Here is a 15,925-nt window from a genome sequence, read left to right on the forward strand (position 1 = left end):
ACCATTTCTCAGGCACTTCGTCATCCATAAAAATCGCATCCACAGGGCACTCTGGTTCGCAGAGGCCGCAGTCAATGCACTCAACCGGGTCAATAAAGAGCTGGTTGTCATCGTCGCCTCCGTGGATACAATCCACCGGGCAGACCGCAACACAGGACTTATCTTTTACGCCGACGCAGGGCTCGGCAATCACGTAGGGCATGGGTCAATTCTACCGCGCCCCTCCCCCACATGCAACGCTTACTTCTTGTATGAGTAGACGATGGGCTTACCTGCTGTTTTCCCCTTGTCGTCCATAGGCGTGGAGGTCCAGGTGACCTCCGAGAAGGTAAGGGTGATACTTTCACCCGGCGCACCACCACCTGCACTCATAGCAAATTCGGTCACACGTCCCCGCTTACCATCAATAGTGTAGTACTCGTCAGCTTTATCTTGATTGATCTTCACGAAGGAGAACTTCCCCTCAATAGCAAGCCCCTCAAGGAAAGCCTGAATGAGTTGTGGGCTGTTCACATCATGAAGTTTCGTGATGGTCAGGGTCACGCCTCCCTCAGCGCGAGGATTGGGTCGCACCGCACCCGGCCCAGGCGCGGCAAAATTCTGTTGTAAACTCCCGCACTCAATGCGCTTTTCAAAGCCTCTCAGCTTCGACGTTCCTTCGTACTTCACATTATTTATCTTGAGATCTAGGAAGATAGTGTCCGCTGCGCGGCACGGCAACGCCAGGGCAAGAAATGCGCCGGCCAGAGAGAAAAATTGTCGTTTGTTCATGTTCGGATTGTACCACTAACTACCGCAAGATTAATTTATTGCCAAGTTTTTTTGCATGAATCGTTATCCGCCCACTTAAAGGGGGCGTCTGGGGGCCTTCGGCCAAAAAGTCGCTCCGCGACTACCGATCTCCTAAGTTCTCAGTCGCGGAGCGACTTCGTAGCCGAGGAACGAGGCTCTTAGACGCCGATTTCAATCGGCGGTTGTCGGCGGGGAGCAATTCGTGCAAAAGGCTCAACCTATTTTTTTGCAATCATAATTTCCAGTCAATCTCCGTGCGCCCGGCGGCTTTTAGGGCGGCGTTGGCCTGAGAGAACGGTTTACTGCCAAAGAACCCCGTGCTGGCCGACAGAGGCGACGGGTGCGCAGACTTGAGGATCGTGTGCTTGCTGGCATCAATTAGCTCCGTTTTCCTCTGGGCGGGCTTGCCCCAGAGAATAAAGACCACGCGCTCCGAGCTGGCGTCGCTGACGGCGCGGATCACGGCATCGGTGAATTTTTCCCAGCCGCGTTTCTGGTGCGAGTTGGCCTCACCCTCACGCACGGTGAGCACAGTGTTGAGCAGCAGAACGCCCTGCTTAGCCCAAGGCACCAGGCTCCCCGACATCGGTTTAGGGATCCCCAAATCGCTCTCCAGCTCTTTGGCGATATTACGTAGCGATGCCGGGAGCGGCTTCACCGTGGGCTGAACCGAGAACGCCAGACCGTGGGCGTGGCCGCGCGTCGGGTACGGGTCTTGGCCTAAAATAAACACTTTCACGTCGGCGAGCGCGGTGAGCTTCAGCGCATTTAGAACCTCGTCCTCGGCGGGAAAGACCGCGCCCGGATGCACAGCGCGCTCGGCAGCGACAAACTCGGTGAGGGCGGTGAAGTACGGAGCGGAAAACTCAGCGGCCAGCGCGGCCTGCCAGTCCAGGGCAAGGGTTGTGGTATCCATGCCTCTATACTACCCAAAGAGGGGTGTGGGCGGATGCGGCCTGAAAGGCCACCTCTGGGCCGCCTGCGGCGAAGCGGGCCGAGCCCGCGCTTGATTTACTTCCCCGCCCGCTGCTGGTTCAGCGCGAGCAGCTTCTCCAAAATCTCGTCGCCTTCCAGCGGCTCGCTCCAGCCGTAGGCAGCGGCTTCGTCGAGCTTCCGGTGCGCCGTCGCCAGCCACGCGGGACGGGCGTTGTAGAGGTTCGTGAGCGTACGTTTCTTCAGCTCGTCGCCCGGCAGATCGGGCGGATTCAGCCAGTTGCCCCGCAGCTCCACCAAGCGTCGGGCAGCGTCGGCGATGGCCTTGACGGTGGGCGAGTCGGCTTCCGTGGGAGTGCGCTGCCCAAGAAAGGAGCACAGTGCGCGGAAGTGCTCCTGGTAACCTGCCCGCTCGGTGAGAGGCAGAAGGCATGGAGACAGTTTCGCCAGATCCAGTGGGATTCCTTTGTTGTTCCAGGCCGTGGCCACACCCAAATCAACGCGGCCACGGGCCGCTTGACGCGCAGCGTCGCTAAGATGGGGCCTTTCAGGCCCCGGCGTTAGATCATTGCCCATCGGAGATTTTCTCCAGCGCCGCGCGGTCAAGAAGCGTGATCGTGCGGCCCGCGAGCGTGAGATGCCCCAGATCCGCAAGCTGGTGCAGGGTGCGAGAGATCACCTCGCGGACGGTGCCGACTTGCGCGGCGATGCTCTCGTTGGTCTCGGGCAGCGTAAAACTGGGGGTGTCTTGCGCCAGCAAGTAGGCGGCCAGGCGGGAGCGAACGGTGTGGAGCGCCTGTGCCTTGAGCATCTCCAGGAGCTTGCGTTGCTGGATGGCGAGCGCCCTAAGTGCGCCTCGCGCCAGTGTGGGGTGGCGCTCCAGAACGGCATCAAAAGCGGGGCGAGCGACGCGAAAAACGCGAGTTGGGGTGGCAAGCGCAACGGCCTGCGTGGGATGGTTCCCGCCATCGAAGAGGGGTAATTCTGCGACACTGGCTCCGGGCTTGTGGATCGCAAGGATCAGCTCCCGCCCCCGTGCATCGTTCTTGCTCTCTTTCAGGGCGCCCTCTAAGACAACCAGTAGCCCGTGCGACGGCTCCGACTCAAAGAAGAGCACCTCGCCCTCGCTTAGAGTCTGCACCGTACCTGCAACCAGCAGCGCGGCAACAGCGGCCTCGGGGGTATCTCTGAGGAAAACAACGCGGCGCAGTGCTTCTTCTCGGGTCATCGTTCTTGCATTCTATGACAAAAGTCACGGACAGGGCCAGAGGCGCGGCGGTAGGCTGACAGCATGCAAAAAAATTCGTTCTATGTCATCGCCGATCCCTGCATCGGCGTCAAAGATAAGTCTTGTGTTGCGGTCTGCCCGGTGGACTGCATTCAGGGTGGCGACAGTGACACGCAACTTTTCATCAACCCCGACGAGTGCTGCAACTGCGGCCTCTGCGAGCCCGAGTGCCCCGTGGATGCGATTTTCACCGACGATGAAGTGCCCGAAAAATGGCTCGACTCGATTGTGCGAAACGCCGCTTATTTTGCCAGCGCTTAGAGCGGCTTGAGTGTCCCCCCCGCGAACCAGGCAGCGATGCGCTTGGAGGTCTCGCCCAGTGGCTTCTCCTCCAACCCGACCAGGCCGTGCTCGATCCGCAGCACTTTTTGCCGCACCGGGTGCACCACAATACTCTCCGGGGAGCTTTTCGGCAAGCCGTTGTAGGTGGAGATATCGTCCTGGGTGCCAATTGTGAACGCGACACCATTCCGGGGATCGTCGAAGAAGTACCCCACGTAACCCGGCTCGTCCTCGGAGCCGAAGTAGCCCGCGTGCACCGCGAGCTTCGGGTAGGCTTTGCGGACTTTCGTGAAGTCGCTGAGGGTAGAGATCCCCGTGGAAAGCACGTAGCCCGCGCCCATCGCGGAGAGCTGGAGGATCTTCTCCCCTTTCACGAGCGCCACCAGCCAGCTCTCGGGCTCGTCGGCGGTACCTCCTTCCCACCAGAGTAGCTCTTTGTAAGCCGTCGGTGAGGGCTTAGGTTTCTTATGAGTGGTGTTGGGAATTTGCGAGAGCCGGGTACAATCCCTGCATCATGCAAAGACTGCTGATTGCCAATCGAGGAGAGATCGCCGTCCGAGTGATTCGCGCTTGCCGAGAGCTAGGGATTTCGCCGGTTGCGGTCTACTCCGACGCCGACCGCGATGCCCCGCACGTCCGCCTAGCTGATGCCGCTGTTTGTTTGGGCCCTGGCCCCGCGAGCGAGAGCTATCTTCGTAGCGAGCTGGTTCTGGAGGCGGCAAGGACGCTCAGGGCCGACGCGGTGCATCCGGGCTACGGCTTTCTCTCGGAAAACGCCGCCTTTGCCGATGCCTGCGCCGCAGCGGGAGTGACCTTTGTGGGGCCGCCGGGCAGGGTGATCCGTGCACTGGGAGACAAGATCGGCGCGAAAAACACCATGCAGGCAGCGGGCGTCCCGTGTGTCCCCGGCTACAACGGCGACAACCAAGACGATGATTTACTGCAAGCGGAGGCGCAGAAGATAGGCACACCGCTGCTCATCAAAGCCTCGGCGGGCGGCGGCGGGCGCGGGATGCGGCGCGTGGACACGCTTACGGACTTTCTGCCCCAGCTTTCCGAAGCGCGGCGCGAGGCCAAAGCCGCGTTTGGCGAGGATCGGGTGCTGCTCGAAAAGTATGTACTCAAGCCTCGTCACATCGAATTCCAGATTTTTGGAGACACGCACGGCAATGTCGTGCATCTATTTGAGCGCGAGTGCAGCATCCAGCGGCGGCACCAGAAAATCATCGAGGAGTCGCCGTCACCGGGCCTCACTCCCGCACTACGGGCACAGATGGCCGCTGCCGCCGTGCTAGCGGGGAAGGCGGCGGGCTATGTCGGAGCCGGGACGGTGGAGTTTCTCGTCTCGGGCGACAGCTTCTACTTCCTGGAAGTGAACACGCGCTTGCAAGTGGAGCACCCCGTCACCGAGAGCATCACGGGCACGGACTTGGTGGCTTGGCAAATCGCCGTCGCGCGCGGCGAGCCACTGCCGCTCACGCAGGAGCAGATTCCGTCACGCGGCCACTGTATCGAGGCGCGTATCTATGCCGAAGATCCAGCAACGGGATTTTTGCCGTCGCTGGGAACACTGCGGCGCTGGCGGGAGCCGAGTGGGCCGGGGATTCGCGTGGACTCGGGCTACACCGAGGGTATGGAAATTCCGCCATTCTACGACCCCATGCTCGCCAAAGTGATCGCCTACGGCCCGGATCGCACCGCCGCTCTCGCCCGGCTAGACCTTGCCCTCTCTGAGTTCGTCGCGCTGGGAGTGACCACCAATATCGAGTACTTGCGCGCCATTCTCGCCAATCCTGCCTTTATCTCCGGAGAGCTCCACACGGGCTTTCTCCCCGAACGATTTACGGGCTGGAAACCCAACACGGAGATCCCCGAGGAGGTGTTAATGGCGCTGGGAGCGCTTACGCCGCGTTCGGCCTCCCCCCTGCCCCCCTCCGGCTCCGCGAAGGGGGAATTTTACGGATGGCGAACCACAGACAGTTGGAGAAATACGAAATCCGCATGACCAAGTGGCTCTACAACGACGAAGAAATCGAGGCAAGTACGCCCGGTGCAGACACCACCACGCGAGTGCTCCCCAGCGGCGACATTGAGCTCCAGCAGGCGGGGCGCACCGTCGCCGTCCCGGTTGTCCAAGACGAGCGCGGCACGGTCTGGGTAAGCTGGCAGGGCCGCAGCTTCGCCTTCACCCCGGTGACTCCCGGTCGGCGACGCACCAGCGCCAAGAAATCCGGCAGCCTGAGCGCCCCCATGACCGGCGTCGTTGCGGACGTACTAGTGGCCGTCGGGCAAACCGTGGAAGCCTACCAGCCTCTCGCCATTGTGGAGGCCATGAAAGTTCTCGCCACTCTGGAAGCCCCGTTTGCCGGAACGGTCACTGCCGTCCATGTGGCCAAAAAAGATCGCGTCGAGCACGGAGCCGTGCTCGTGGAGATCGAACAGTCGCCCCTCTAATCGCCCCCATGAATAATCGCCCCCATGAACGGGGGCGTGATATTGTCGCTTCGCGACACGAAGGCTGCAAGCAGCCATAGAGATTCGGATGGGCGGCACGCCCTTTGTGTCGGAGGCACGAGGACAACAAGACGCTCCCGTTCATGGGAGCGAAGATTCATCTTCTGCCTGTGGGAAGGAAAACCCGCCCCCCACGCACAAAGAACTAGCATGCGTTCACGAATCTGGATCGGGATAGCGCCGTTGCTGGTGGCAGGCTCGCTGGCAGTGGCCCAAAAACCCGCCACAAAGCAATCCACCGACCCGACGGCGATCTTTAAGACCGATTGCCTCCCCTGCCACAATGCCGAGCAGAAGCAAGGCGGCCTGAGCCTGGAAAGCACGCTGACGCCCGCGCAGGCCAAGCGCATTGTCGAGCGCGTGCGCGGCGAGGGCGGCAAAGATCGGATGCCGCTTGGTGCCCCGGTGCTCTCCGCGCAGAAGCAGACAGTCATTGCAGGCTGGGAGAGTGCACTACGGGAGGCAAAACACTGGGCCTATGTTCCGGTGAAGCGCCCGCTAGAGCCGCCCGTTGAAGTGAGCGGAATTGATAGCTTCGTGAAAGCGCGGCTCGTCAAAGAGAAGCTAAGTTTTGCACCGCAGGCCGATAAAGTGACGCTGTTGCGCCGGGTGACGCTGGATCTCACGGGCCTGCCACCGACGCCGCAGGAAGCGGATGCGTTTCTAGCCGACACGCGCCCCGGTGCCTACGAGCGACTTATTGATAAACTTCTTGCCTCGCCACACTACGGAGAGCGGATGGCACTGCCGTGGCTTGACGCCGCGCGCTACGCGGACTCAAACGGCTTCCAGCAAGACGGTGACACGTTCCAGTACGTCTGGCGGGACTGGGTGGTGAAGGCGTTCAATAGCAACAAGCGCTTCGATGTGTTTACGGTAGAGCAGCTCGCGGGGGATCTACTGCCAAACGCGACGCAAGACCAGCAGATCGCGACGGGCTTTAACCGCTGCCACTTGCTCAATGGCGAGGGTGGCGCGATTGCCGAGGAACAGCGCAATGTGATCTTGTTCGACCGGGTGGATGTGACATCAACCACCTGGATGGGGCTCACCATGGCCTGCGCCCAGTGCCACGACCATAAATACGACCCGATCAGCCAGCGCGACTACTACAAGTTCTTCGCCTACTTCAACAATGTCCCCGAGACCGGGACACCATCGGGCGGCGGGCAGTACCGAATCGCCGATCCCGCGATCACGGTGACGGAAAATGAGCAGCAACGCAAAAAGCTCGGGCAGTTTGCCATTGATCTCAGGAGCGCAACTGCCGAGGTGAAGCGACTGGAAGCGCTCCCTCAGCCCGGCCTCATCGCCACAAGTCTCTCGCCCTGGAAGCTGGCCGCAAGCGTGAGTGCAACGAGCTTCGATGCCGCGTTCGACACCGACAAACCACTCGCCGAGCTGACCGGTGGCACGGAGCGCCCGGAGTGGGCGGAGGGCACTTCCCAGACACTCCCCGACACCGATAACACGGCGCACTATCTCGTCCGGACACTGAGCGTGACAACGGCGACCACACTTCCCCTGAGCTTTGGCAGCGACGATGCCCTTAAAGTCTGGGTGAATGGTAAGCAAGTGCTGGCGAAGAAAATTACCCGCGGCGTGCTTCCCGATCAGGAGCGCGTGAGCGCTACACTTCAGCCCGGCGCAAACACACTAATCGTCAAGATCGTCAACGGGGGCGGCGCGTCCGGCTTTTACTTCAAGCCAGGCACCAGCGCCGCGCCCGAGCTGACGGCAGCAAAAGAGAAAGTCGTAGCGATCACCAAGGAGCGGGATGCGCTCCAGGCGAGCCTGCCGCGCGTGATGGTCATGTCCGATGCCAGACCAAGAGTAACCCATATTCTCGACCGAGGGCAGTATCTCTCCCCTAAAGAGGAAGTGACGTGTGGGACGCCAACCTACCTGGGGACGGTCAACGGCAACCGTCTTGATATGGCACGCTGGCTGGTGAGCCGTGAGAATCCGCTCACAGCGCGGGTCTTTGTGAATCGGCTCTGGCAGCAGTTCTTTGGTATCGGCTTAGTGAAAACCAGTGAAAACTTCGGATTATTGGGGGAGAAGCCCTCACATCCCGAGCTACTCGACTGGCTCTCTGCCGAGTTCATGGACTCCGGCTGGGATGTCAAGCGCTTGGTGAAGCAAGTTCTCACCAGCCAGACCTACAAGCAGTCCAGTAAAATCACGCCCGAGCTACGCCGTCGCGACCCCGAAAATCGCCTCCTGGCCCGTGGCGCACGGTTTCGGCTCCCCTCGCTGATCTTGCGGGATGTGGCACTGGCAACGTCTGGGTTGCTCAACGACAAAATAGGCGGCAAGCCGGTCTACCCGTACCAGCCCAAGGGCATCTGGGACAGCCTCTCTATCACCAAGGAGCGCGACTTTAGCTACCCGCAGTCCACCGGCTCTGATCTCTACCGCCGTAGCCTCTACACCTTCTGGCGGCGCACGGTCGGGCCGGGCAATATGTTTGATGCCTCGACAAGGCAAGCCTGTAAAGTGCGGGCATCGCTCACCAGTACCCCGCTCCACGCCCTCACCACCCTCAACGACATTACCTGGGTGGAGGCCAGCCGCGTGCTCGCCGAAAAACTCATGCTAGAGACTGCCGCCACCGACAAGCGCCTGAGCAACGCCTTCCGCCGCATCTGCTCCCGTCGCCCGTCGGCTAAAGAGTTGGCAATTCTACGCAGCAGCTACGAGCGCACAAAAGTGGCCTACGAGCTGGAGCCCGAGCAAGCCAAAGCGTTTCTGGCGATAGGCGAGAGCAAGCGCAACTCAAACTTAGCAGTTGCAGAGGACGCCGCGCTGGCTCAAGTGTGCCTCTCGATCTTTAATTTAGATGAGGCACTGACAAAAGAATGAACCCATCCCCCTGCCCCCTTCCCCGAACCCATCCCCCTGCCCCTTCCCTCAGCACCCAGAGGGTACCCGGGAAGGGGGGAATTAGCTCACCCAGCCCAGCACACGACCCTCCCTGCCCTGAGGGAGGGTGGCGGAGTGAGGAACGAGCGAAGCCGGGTGGGTTCCAGCCAGGCGAGTTCAATTGGCGCATCGTCCCAGGCTGGGCAAAACCCGCGAGCCTACCCATCAAGAACGGCCACGGGCTGGTCTTTGACAAAAGTGGCTATCTCCACTTGCTGACCGACCATGCCGACGCCAACTTGCTGGTCTTTGATCCGGCGACGGGCCGTGTGGTGCACCAGAAAAACCTCGGGCTGACGGGTGGGCACGGGCTCTCGATAGTCGAGGAAAACCGCCGCCAAGTGCTCTATCTCACTTGCCTGAACACGCACCGGATTCTCAAGACGACGCTCCAGGGCGAGGTGCTCGCCGAGTGGGGCTGGCCCAAAGAGACAGGCAAGTACAAGAGCGCCGACGAGTACAAGCCGTCGTGGACGCTCCACCTGCCCGATGGCTCGTTCTGCGTTCTAGATGGCTACGGCAAGGACTACGTCATCCGCTACGATAAAAACGGAAAGTACGTCGGTTTCTTCGGTGGCAACGAGGGCGGGATTCCGCACTGGGGGCCGCACGGCGGCTACGCTGACAAAGACACGCTTCTCATCGCCATGAGCGACCAGCGCAGTATCGCCCGCTGGAGCGTGGGCGGCAAGAAGCTCGGTGAATGGACACTCCCTGGCTCCGACCCGCGCATGCTGCGTCCGTGGAACAACGCGAACGAGAAACTCTGGGTAGTCGGGCACTTGGGCGGCAAGTGGCCGCAAGATCGCAATGTCCCCGGCTACGTCTCTATTCTCGATGCGAACTTTAAAGTGCTGGCTAATATCGGCGGCACCAAGCCCGAGTACGACAAAACGGGTAAGCTCAAGCCCATGGAGACTCTGCCCGACACCCCGTTTCGCCGCCCCCATGACGCCATTATCGGCCCCGACGATAGCCTCTATGTCGGGCAGTTCGACTCGGGCGACCAGCCACTTTTGAAGCTGGAGAGGATATAGCCGCCCAATGGAATTAGGCGTCGCCAGTGGCTTCGTCCCTCAGCCGCAAAGCCCGTGCCGGGCTGGGAGTATGTTCGGTAGCCCGGAACGGGCTTTGCGGCGCGAAGCGCCATTGCAGACGCCGGTTTTCAACCGGCGGGAGCGTAAGATATGAACCCGGAATTTGAACGTGATCTCGGCATTACCCGCCGACAGTTTTTTGGAAAGAGCGCCACCGGAATCGGGATGGCCGCGCTGGCAAGCCTGCTCGGCGAAGAAACCGCTCAAGCCGCCCCCCTTCGCGAAGCCGGAGGGGGTGGCCGAGGAATGAGGCCGGGGGAGGTAAGAAACGCGGGGGCCAAAGCCAAGCGCGTCGTGGTGCTCTGGCAGGGCGGTGCACCGTCGCACGTGGACTTATTCGACTACAAGCCGGGGCTGGAGAAGCTACGCGGGACGAACTTGCCGGACTCCGTTCGCAAGGGAACGCGCCTCTCGACCATGACCAGTGGCCTGAAGACCTTCCCAATCCTGCCCGCTCATAAGCCGTTCAAGGCGTATGGGAAATCCGGGATGATGCTCTCGGAGCTGATCCCACACATTGGAAGCCTTGCGGATGATATTAGCCTGATCAACTCGATGCACACCGAGGCCGTGAACCATGCACCGGGCGTGACGTTTCTGATGACGGGCTCACAGGTGCCGGGCCGCCCGAGTATGGGCGCGTGGGCGACCTATGGGCTGGGAAGCATGAACAAAGACCTGCCCTCGTTTGTTGTGATGACCTCGACGGATAGGGGCCGCACGTGTGGGCAGCTCTTCTACGACTACTACTGGGGCAGTGGCTTTCTGCCCTCCAAGTTCCAGGGAGTGCGCTTTCGCAGCGAGGGCGAGCCGGTGCTCTACCTGAAAAACCCCGATGGCTTGCCTTCCGGGCTGCGACGCAAACAGCTCGATGATATTGGAGCGCTCAATGCCCAGCATTTAAGTGAGTACGGCGACCCGGAGATCGAGACGCGCATCTCACAATACGAGCTTGCGTATAAAATGCAGACATCGGTGCCGGACTTACTGGACATTGGCAAAGAGCCCGCCCACACTCTGGAGCGCTACGGTCCGGATGTGAACCGGCCCGGCAGCTACGCGAGAAACTGCCTCCTGGCGCGGCGGCTTTTAGAGCGCGGCGTGCGCTTTGTCCAGCTCATGCACTCTGGCTGGGACCAGCACGGCAACCTACCGACTCAGCTTGCCGAGCAGTGCCGCGACACCGATCAGCCGTCGGCGGCGCTGATTATGGACTTGAAAGAGCGTGGGCTTCTTGACGATACGATTGTGCTCTGGGCCAGCGAGTTTGGGCGCACCCCATTTGTGCAGGGCGATATGACAAAGCCGACCTATGGCCGCGATCATCTGGGCTCGGTCTATAGTCTCTGGGCGTGCGGCGGAGGCTTCAAAGGCGGCTACGTCCACGGAGCCAGCGATGACTTCGCCTACAACCCGGTGAAAGACCCCATGGATGGTCACGATCTGCAAGCGACGATCCTACACCTACTCGGGATAGACCACACCAAGCTCACCTACCGCTTCCAGGGCCGCGACTTCCGCCTCACCGATGTGTTTGGCAATGTCGAGAAGAAGCTTATTGTGTAGCAGGTGGATGCAGACCAGCATCTCGCAACAACTGGCGCAAGTTGATCAGTGATTGCTGGTTCATACGCAAAAGTGCAACCGTCGCCCGCCCTGTAGGGGTGATGCCAATGATACGGAGGGCATCGTCGCTCCAGAGAAAATGCTTCGGCCAGCCATCCTGACGTGGATGGAAAAGTACCATGATCTGCTCCGTGATCGGGTCTTTACCCGTGAGGGCACTCCCCTTAAATGTATTGCAACTGGAGCAGGCCAGAGCAAGGTTGGTTAAAATTGTCAGCCCACCCGCTTTTTCGGGGATGATATGCTCTATCGCAAAGAGATCCGTTCCCATTCCCATCAGCGCTTTGCAATATTCGCATCGGCTCTCCGCACGAGTGATCACCTCACGCCGCAGCGCTTGGGTAATGTAAGTCTGTGACATGCTTAGTGAACTTCAGCGCGAGAAAGTCCAAGCTCCTGTGCCAGATCCAACAAGGACTTGCCTTGCCTGAGTGCCAGTTCCGCAAGATCAGCCCAGCGATCTGTATTGGTCGTGTTAAGTGCCTCCTGGAGTTCACTAAGTCGAGCCTCCTCTGTCTCCGTAAGTTTCGTTAGCTCACGCTTCGCCCAGAGTGCCTTGATCTGCGAATGTAAACTCCATGTCTCGATTTGATTGATACGCTCCAACAACTTTGTCTCAGAGAGTAACGTACGGTCTTTGGGAAACTGCTGTTTGAGAAACCGCTGAATTAGTTCCTCCACGGAGATACCTTCTTGAAGCGCCGTACGCCTTAAAGAATCCTCTATTGCCGGTTCGACCTCAACGCTCAGTGTCATGGCTGTATTTTATCAGAATGCATGGGTACAATCTTGTCTATGAAACGCTTCTCTCTCTCCCTTGCGCTTGCACTTGCGCTGGGCTCATTTGCTTCGGCACAGACTTTCTCACCCGATTCTGTAAAAGGCCATGTGACTTACTTGGCCTCCGATGCGCTCGCGGGGCGCGGCTCGGGGACGCGTGGCAACGAGGCGGCGGCGAAGTATATCGCGGAGCAGTTTAAGAAGGCGGGACTCAAGCCGATTGCTCCCAAAGGCTACTTCCAGCCGTTTTCGTTCCCGGCCGGAGTGGCGCAGGGTAGCAAGAACCGCCTGCAAGTGAGCGGCTTTGGACGCTACGCCGCAGGGCACACCTTTGAGCCCTCGCCCCTCTCGACATCCACCTCCGGGGAAGTTACCGGCGAGCTCGTCTTTGTGGGGGAGGGGCTGGAATACCCCCAGGACGTGAAGGGCAAAATAGCGGTCGCGTTCTCGGGCGGCGAGGGCGGGGTTCGTAAGAAAGCCATTGTCGCTCGTGAGAAAGGCGCAGCGGGGCTGATCGTGGCGTCCGCAGAAGATGCGGCCCTGCGCTTTGAGGAGGGCGACGGCACCGATGCGGGCCTGCCCATTGCCATGGTGCGAAAGAGCGTGGTGGAGGCGTGGAAGGCGAAGAATACTCCGCTCACCGCGACGCTCCAGACGGAGGTCAAGAAGCAGAACAAGACGAGCGCGAATATTTTGGGACTCCTTGAGGGCTCCGACCCCGCGCTGAAGAACGAAATTCTGGTCATTGGGGCGCACATGGACCACTTAGGACTGGGCGGGACGCACTCACTGGCGGAGAGCAAGGCTGCTGCCATTCACCATGGCGCGGATGACAACGCCTCCGGAACCGCAGGCGTTTTAGAGCTGGCGGCCTATTTCGCAAAGAATAAACCAAAGCGCTCGATTCTGTTTATGTGCTTCTCCGGCGAGGAGCTCGGCCTGCTGGGCAGTGCGCACTATGTCAAAAACCCGCTCCTCCCCATCGAGAAAACCATCGCAATGGTCAATATGGACATGATCGGGCGGCTGGATCAAGACAAGCTCATTGCCGTGGGCAGCGGAACCGCGCCAGAGTGGAACCCCCTTCTCGATAGGCTCAACGCCGATGCGAAGTTCTCGCTCTCGCGCTCTGAGTCCGGGTTTGGATCGAGTGACCAGCAGTCGTTTTACAATGCCAAGATTCCCGTCTTGTTCTTCTTCACCGGCCTACACGGCGACTACCACCGCCCCAGTGACACCGCCGACAAGATCAACTATCCGGGCGAGGCCAAAGTGCTCACGCTGGTTGCACGTGCTGCACGAGAGATCGCCGACGCGCCCAACCGGCCTGGCTTTACGCAGATCACCGTCGTGCAGGAGCAACCCGCTCGCTTCCGTGTCTCGCTCGGCTCGATTCCCGCCTACGGCTACGAGGGCGAGGGTGTCCAGCTCGATGGCGTTCGTCCGGGTTCTCCTGCCGAAAAAGCCGGAATGCAAAAGGGCGATATTATCGTCAAATTTGGGGCACGGGTTATCAAAAACGTCCAGGAGTACACCCTCGCTCTCGGGGACTACAAGCCCGGCGATGTCGTGGAAATTATCGTTAAGCGTGGCGAGCAGACACTCACCATGAAAGCGACACTGGCAGCTTCGAGCCGGTAGACTCGCCCCCATAGATCGCCCCGATGAACCGGGGCGATCCGTGCGGGCGATCAAGGTCCAGCCAGAGACGGGCCATTCCGTTTCAGCTTCGGGGAGCAGACAATAAGGTAGAAATACTTGTTTTACTAAACTTAGTTTAAAAACAACCAACAACTATGGCATGCCCTTCAAAAATATTCCAATTCGGGGAATTTGTTTTACCCTGGCACTTTTTCTTCTTCCTCTCTCCGCTCAGGCACAGCTCATTACTAGCTCCACAAGCCTGTGGAACGCGATCCAGTACAGTGGGGGTAACTCATCGGATCCCTCGGTGGATCAGCAGACGGGCCAGCGTGAGTCCGATCTGGTGGGAACTTCTACGATTCCCAGTGCTTACACAGCGTTCGATCCGGCAAGTGCGGGAAGCCTTACGGATGGCACCCTCTACTTTCGCATCAGGGTGGCTGAAGATAGCCAATCCGCCAACTACAGCGGCTATGTCTGGGTAGGGATTGATGCAAATAGCGATGGTGCCGTTGATATCTTCGCGGGGGTGAACCGCCAGGGAAGCAGCGCCCAGAATGTGCTGCGGAACCCCGGTACAGGCAGCAATACCTCTCCGAGCACCACCTCGATTGTCAGTACCGACCTGAGCCCCTCACCCTACACCCACACAGCCAGCAACTACAACTGGGCTGCTGTGGGCGCGGCCAACTACACGGGAACCAACTTCGATGTAGACGGGGGAGGAACGGATTATTTCCTGAGCTTCTCGATCCCCTTCCAGGCTCTGGTGGACAACCTCAACACTGCGGGAAGCGGACGCCCCACCCCAATCTCGATCAACCAGGACACCACGCTCGGGTTTATTATCGCGACCTCGCAGCAGGGGAACTCCATCAACCAGGACTACAACGGGGGAGCATTCTCCGCGAGTTCCACAACGACCTTCACCAGTTTGGGGATTATCACCACACCAACCACACTGGCTACCCAGATCACGGTCCCCGAACCGGGGACACTCTTTTTGTGTCTGCTCGGACTCCTGGGACGCCGCCGCCGAAAGTAGATTTTCGAATCAAGCACGGCTTCATGATCTCTTAATCTTGCCGAACTAAACTGCCAAGCATGAATATCCTCTACCCTCTCACTGCCCTGACGACATTTGTGACGCTGGTTAGCGCATCGGCGCATGCACAAGATAAGACGGGCGCGGCGTTTTTTGTACCGACGCAGGTGCATACGATTCAGCTTACGCTCACACAGGAGCAGTGGGACAACCTGGCTCCCTCGCGAGGACAGCCGGGTGCTCCGGGCAGCATGGGCATGGAGTTCCCGGAGATTAAGTCCTCGGTCACGGTGGACGGCAAGGACTATGTGGTCGGGCTGCGCTTCAAGGGTAACTCCAGCTACATGAGCAGCTCACGTGGCCTCAAGCGGCCTTTTAAGATTGATTTTAACCAGCACGTAAAGAACCAGAGCCATCAGGGAATCACCAAGCTCAATCTGAACAACAACTTCTCAGATCGCACTCAGATTCGGGAAACCCTGGCCTACGAGGTTTTTCGCAGGATGGGCCTGCCCTCACCGCGCACCGCGCTGGCAAAAGTGTCGCTCACACTGGCGGGCGAGGAAAAGTCGCTGGGGCTCTACACGCTGGCACAGCAAGTGGACTCGAATTTTCTGAAGGAGTACTTCGACACGGGCGAGGGCATGCTCCTCAAGCCCGAGGGAGCACGGGGCGGTATAACCTATCTGGGGGATGACTGGGCGCGCTACGAGAAAGGCTATGATCCCAAGGGCAAACCAACCGCACAAGAGAAAGCACGTCTGATTGCCTTTGCCAAGCTCGTGCACCAGTCCGACGAGGCAACTTTCCAGAAAGAGATCGGCAATTTTCTAGATACCGAAGGCTTCGCGAAGTTCTTAGCCGCCACGGCGGTGACATCCAATGGTGACAATATGTTCGCGATGGGCCATAACTTCTATCTGTGGCTCAATCCTAAAACCAATAAATTCGTCTACCTGCCGTGGGACTTAAACATGGCGTTTGGCGGCTTCCCTATCG

Annotated in this window: 16 protein-coding genes and 1 pseudogene; 9 read left to right on the top strand and 8 right to left on the bottom strand. The window is 59.6% G+C overall.

Features of this window, described 5'->3' with window-relative positions; all coding sequences use genetic code 11:
• From ACH2EH_RS07925 to ACH2EH_RS07945, 5 genes and pseudogenes are all read right to left on the bottom strand, one after another.
• Positions 1-202, bottom strand: a 202-nt coding sequence (locus ACH2EH_RS07925) for a ferredoxin family protein (RefSeq protein WP_395140556.1), incomplete at its 3' end; no start/stop codon positions are given.
• Between the two features lie 38 nt (positions 203-240).
• Positions 241-771 (bottom strand): type VI secretion system tube protein Hcp, encoded by a 531-nt coding sequence (locus ACH2EH_RS07930; RefSeq protein WP_395140558.1) that lies wholly within the window; start codon positions 769-771, stop codon positions 241-243.
• Positions 772-1,024: 253 nt separating this feature from the next.
• On the bottom strand, positions 1,025-1,708 hold the full coding sequence (gene ung, locus ACH2EH_RS07935) for a uracil-DNA glycosylase (RefSeq protein WP_395140560.1): 684 nt from the start codon (positions 1,706-1,708) through the stop codon (positions 1,025-1,027).
• Between the two features lie 95 nt (positions 1,709-1,803).
• Positions 1,804-2,067: pseudogene (locus ACH2EH_RS07940) on the bottom strand (hypothetical protein); the annotation flags it as partial.
• Between the two features lie 223 nt (positions 2,068-2,290).
• On the bottom strand, positions 2,291-2,953 hold the full coding sequence (locus tag ACH2EH_RS07945; RefSeq protein ID WP_395140562.1) for a Crp/Fnr family transcriptional regulator: 663 nt from the start codon (positions 2,951-2,953) through the stop codon (positions 2,291-2,293).
• Positions 2,954-3,016: 63 nt separating this feature from the next.
• Between ACH2EH_RS07945 and ACH2EH_RS07950 the strand changes: the two genes are divergently transcribed.
• On the top strand, positions 3,017-3,274 hold the full coding sequence (locus ACH2EH_RS07950; protein ID WP_395140564.1) for a ferredoxin family protein: 258 nt from the start codon (positions 3,017-3,019) through the stop codon (positions 3,272-3,274).
• Here the strand turns inward: ACH2EH_RS07950 and ACH2EH_RS07955 are convergent.
• Entirely contained in the window at positions 3,271-3,678 is a 408-nt protein-coding gene (locus ACH2EH_RS07955) for a hypothetical protein (protein ID WP_395140566.1), read from the bottom strand. The genes ACH2EH_RS07950 and ACH2EH_RS07955 overlap by 4 nt on opposite strands.
• A gap of 131 nt (positions 3,679-3,809) precedes the next feature.
• Here ACH2EH_RS07955 and ACH2EH_RS07960 point away from each other — a divergent pair, with 131 nt between their 5' ends.
• The 5 genes from ACH2EH_RS07960 to ACH2EH_RS07980 all read left to right on the top strand — a co-directional run bounded on the left by ACH2EH_RS07960 (position 3,810) and on the right by ACH2EH_RS07980 (position 11,397).
• The gene (locus ACH2EH_RS07960; protein ID WP_395140567.1) at positions 3,810-5,300 is read left to right on the top strand and encodes an acetyl/propionyl/methylcrotonyl-CoA carboxylase subunit alpha; all 1,491 of its coding nucleotides are present in this window, start codon (positions 3,810-3,812) and stop codon (positions 5,298-5,300) included.
• Positions 5,258-5,749, top strand: coding sequence for a biotin/lipoyl-containing protein (locus ACH2EH_RS07965; RefSeq protein WP_395140569.1), 492 nt, complete (start codon positions 5,258-5,260; stop codon positions 5,747-5,749). Before ACH2EH_RS07960 ends, ACH2EH_RS07965 begins: the two co-directional genes overlap by 43 nt.
• 210 nt (positions 5,750-5,959) lie before the next feature.
• Positions 5,960-8,674, top strand: a complete 2,715-nt coding sequence (locus ACH2EH_RS07970) for a DUF1549 and DUF1553 domain-containing protein (RefSeq protein ID WP_395140571.1) — start codon at positions 5,960-5,962, stop codon at positions 8,672-8,674.
• Positions 8,671-9,771: a hypothetical protein gene (locus ACH2EH_RS07975; protein ID WP_395140573.1), complete on the top strand. Its 1,101-nt coding sequence runs from the start codon at positions 8,671-8,673 to the stop codon at positions 9,769-9,771. The genes ACH2EH_RS07970 and ACH2EH_RS07975 overlap by 4 nt, the downstream gene beginning before the upstream one ends.
• 150 nt (positions 9,772-9,921) lie before the next feature.
• Positions 9,922-11,397 (top strand): DUF1501 domain-containing protein, encoded by a 1,476-nt coding sequence (locus ACH2EH_RS07980; RefSeq protein WP_395140575.1) that lies wholly within the window; start codon positions 9,922-9,924, stop codon positions 11,395-11,397.
• On the opposite strand, the gene ACH2EH_RS07985 is transcribed toward ACH2EH_RS07980, so the two are convergent.
• Positions 11,387-11,818, bottom strand: coding sequence for an HNH endonuclease (locus tag ACH2EH_RS07985; RefSeq protein ID WP_395140577.1), 432 nt, complete (start codon positions 11,816-11,818; stop codon positions 11,387-11,389). The two genes, ACH2EH_RS07980 and ACH2EH_RS07985, sit on opposite strands and share 11 nt — an antisense overlap.
• A gap of 2 nt (positions 11,819-11,820) precedes the next feature.
• Positions 11,821-12,213: a hypothetical protein gene (locus ACH2EH_RS07990; RefSeq protein WP_395140578.1), complete on the bottom strand. Its 393-nt coding sequence runs from the start codon at positions 12,211-12,213 to the stop codon at positions 11,821-11,823.
• 39 nt (positions 12,214-12,252) lie between these two features.
• On the opposite strand from ACH2EH_RS07990, the gene ACH2EH_RS07995 reads away from it, so the two are divergent.
• The 3 genes from ACH2EH_RS07995 to ACH2EH_RS08005 form a co-directional block, all read left to right on the top strand.
• Complete coding sequence (locus ACH2EH_RS07995) at positions 12,253-13,878, top strand: M20/M25/M40 family metallo-hydrolase (protein WP_395140580.1); 1,626 nt, start codon at positions 12,253-12,255, stop codon at positions 13,876-13,878.
• Positions 13,879-14,038: 160 nt separating this feature from the next.
• Entirely contained in the window at positions 14,039-14,926 is an 888-nt protein-coding gene (locus ACH2EH_RS08000) for a PEP-CTERM sorting domain-containing protein (protein WP_395140582.1), read from the top strand.
• A 59-nt stretch (positions 14,927-14,985) separates the two neighbouring features.
• A partial coding sequence (locus ACH2EH_RS08005) for a CotH kinase family protein (RefSeq protein ID WP_395140584.1) occupies positions 14,986-15,925 on the top strand: 940 nt, incomplete at its 3' end.

Origin of the sequence: Armatimonas sp., from assembly GCF_043760365.1 — a bacterium.
Classification (GTDB): Bacteria; Armatimonadota; Armatimonadia; order Armatimonadales; family Armatimonadaceae; genus Armatimonas.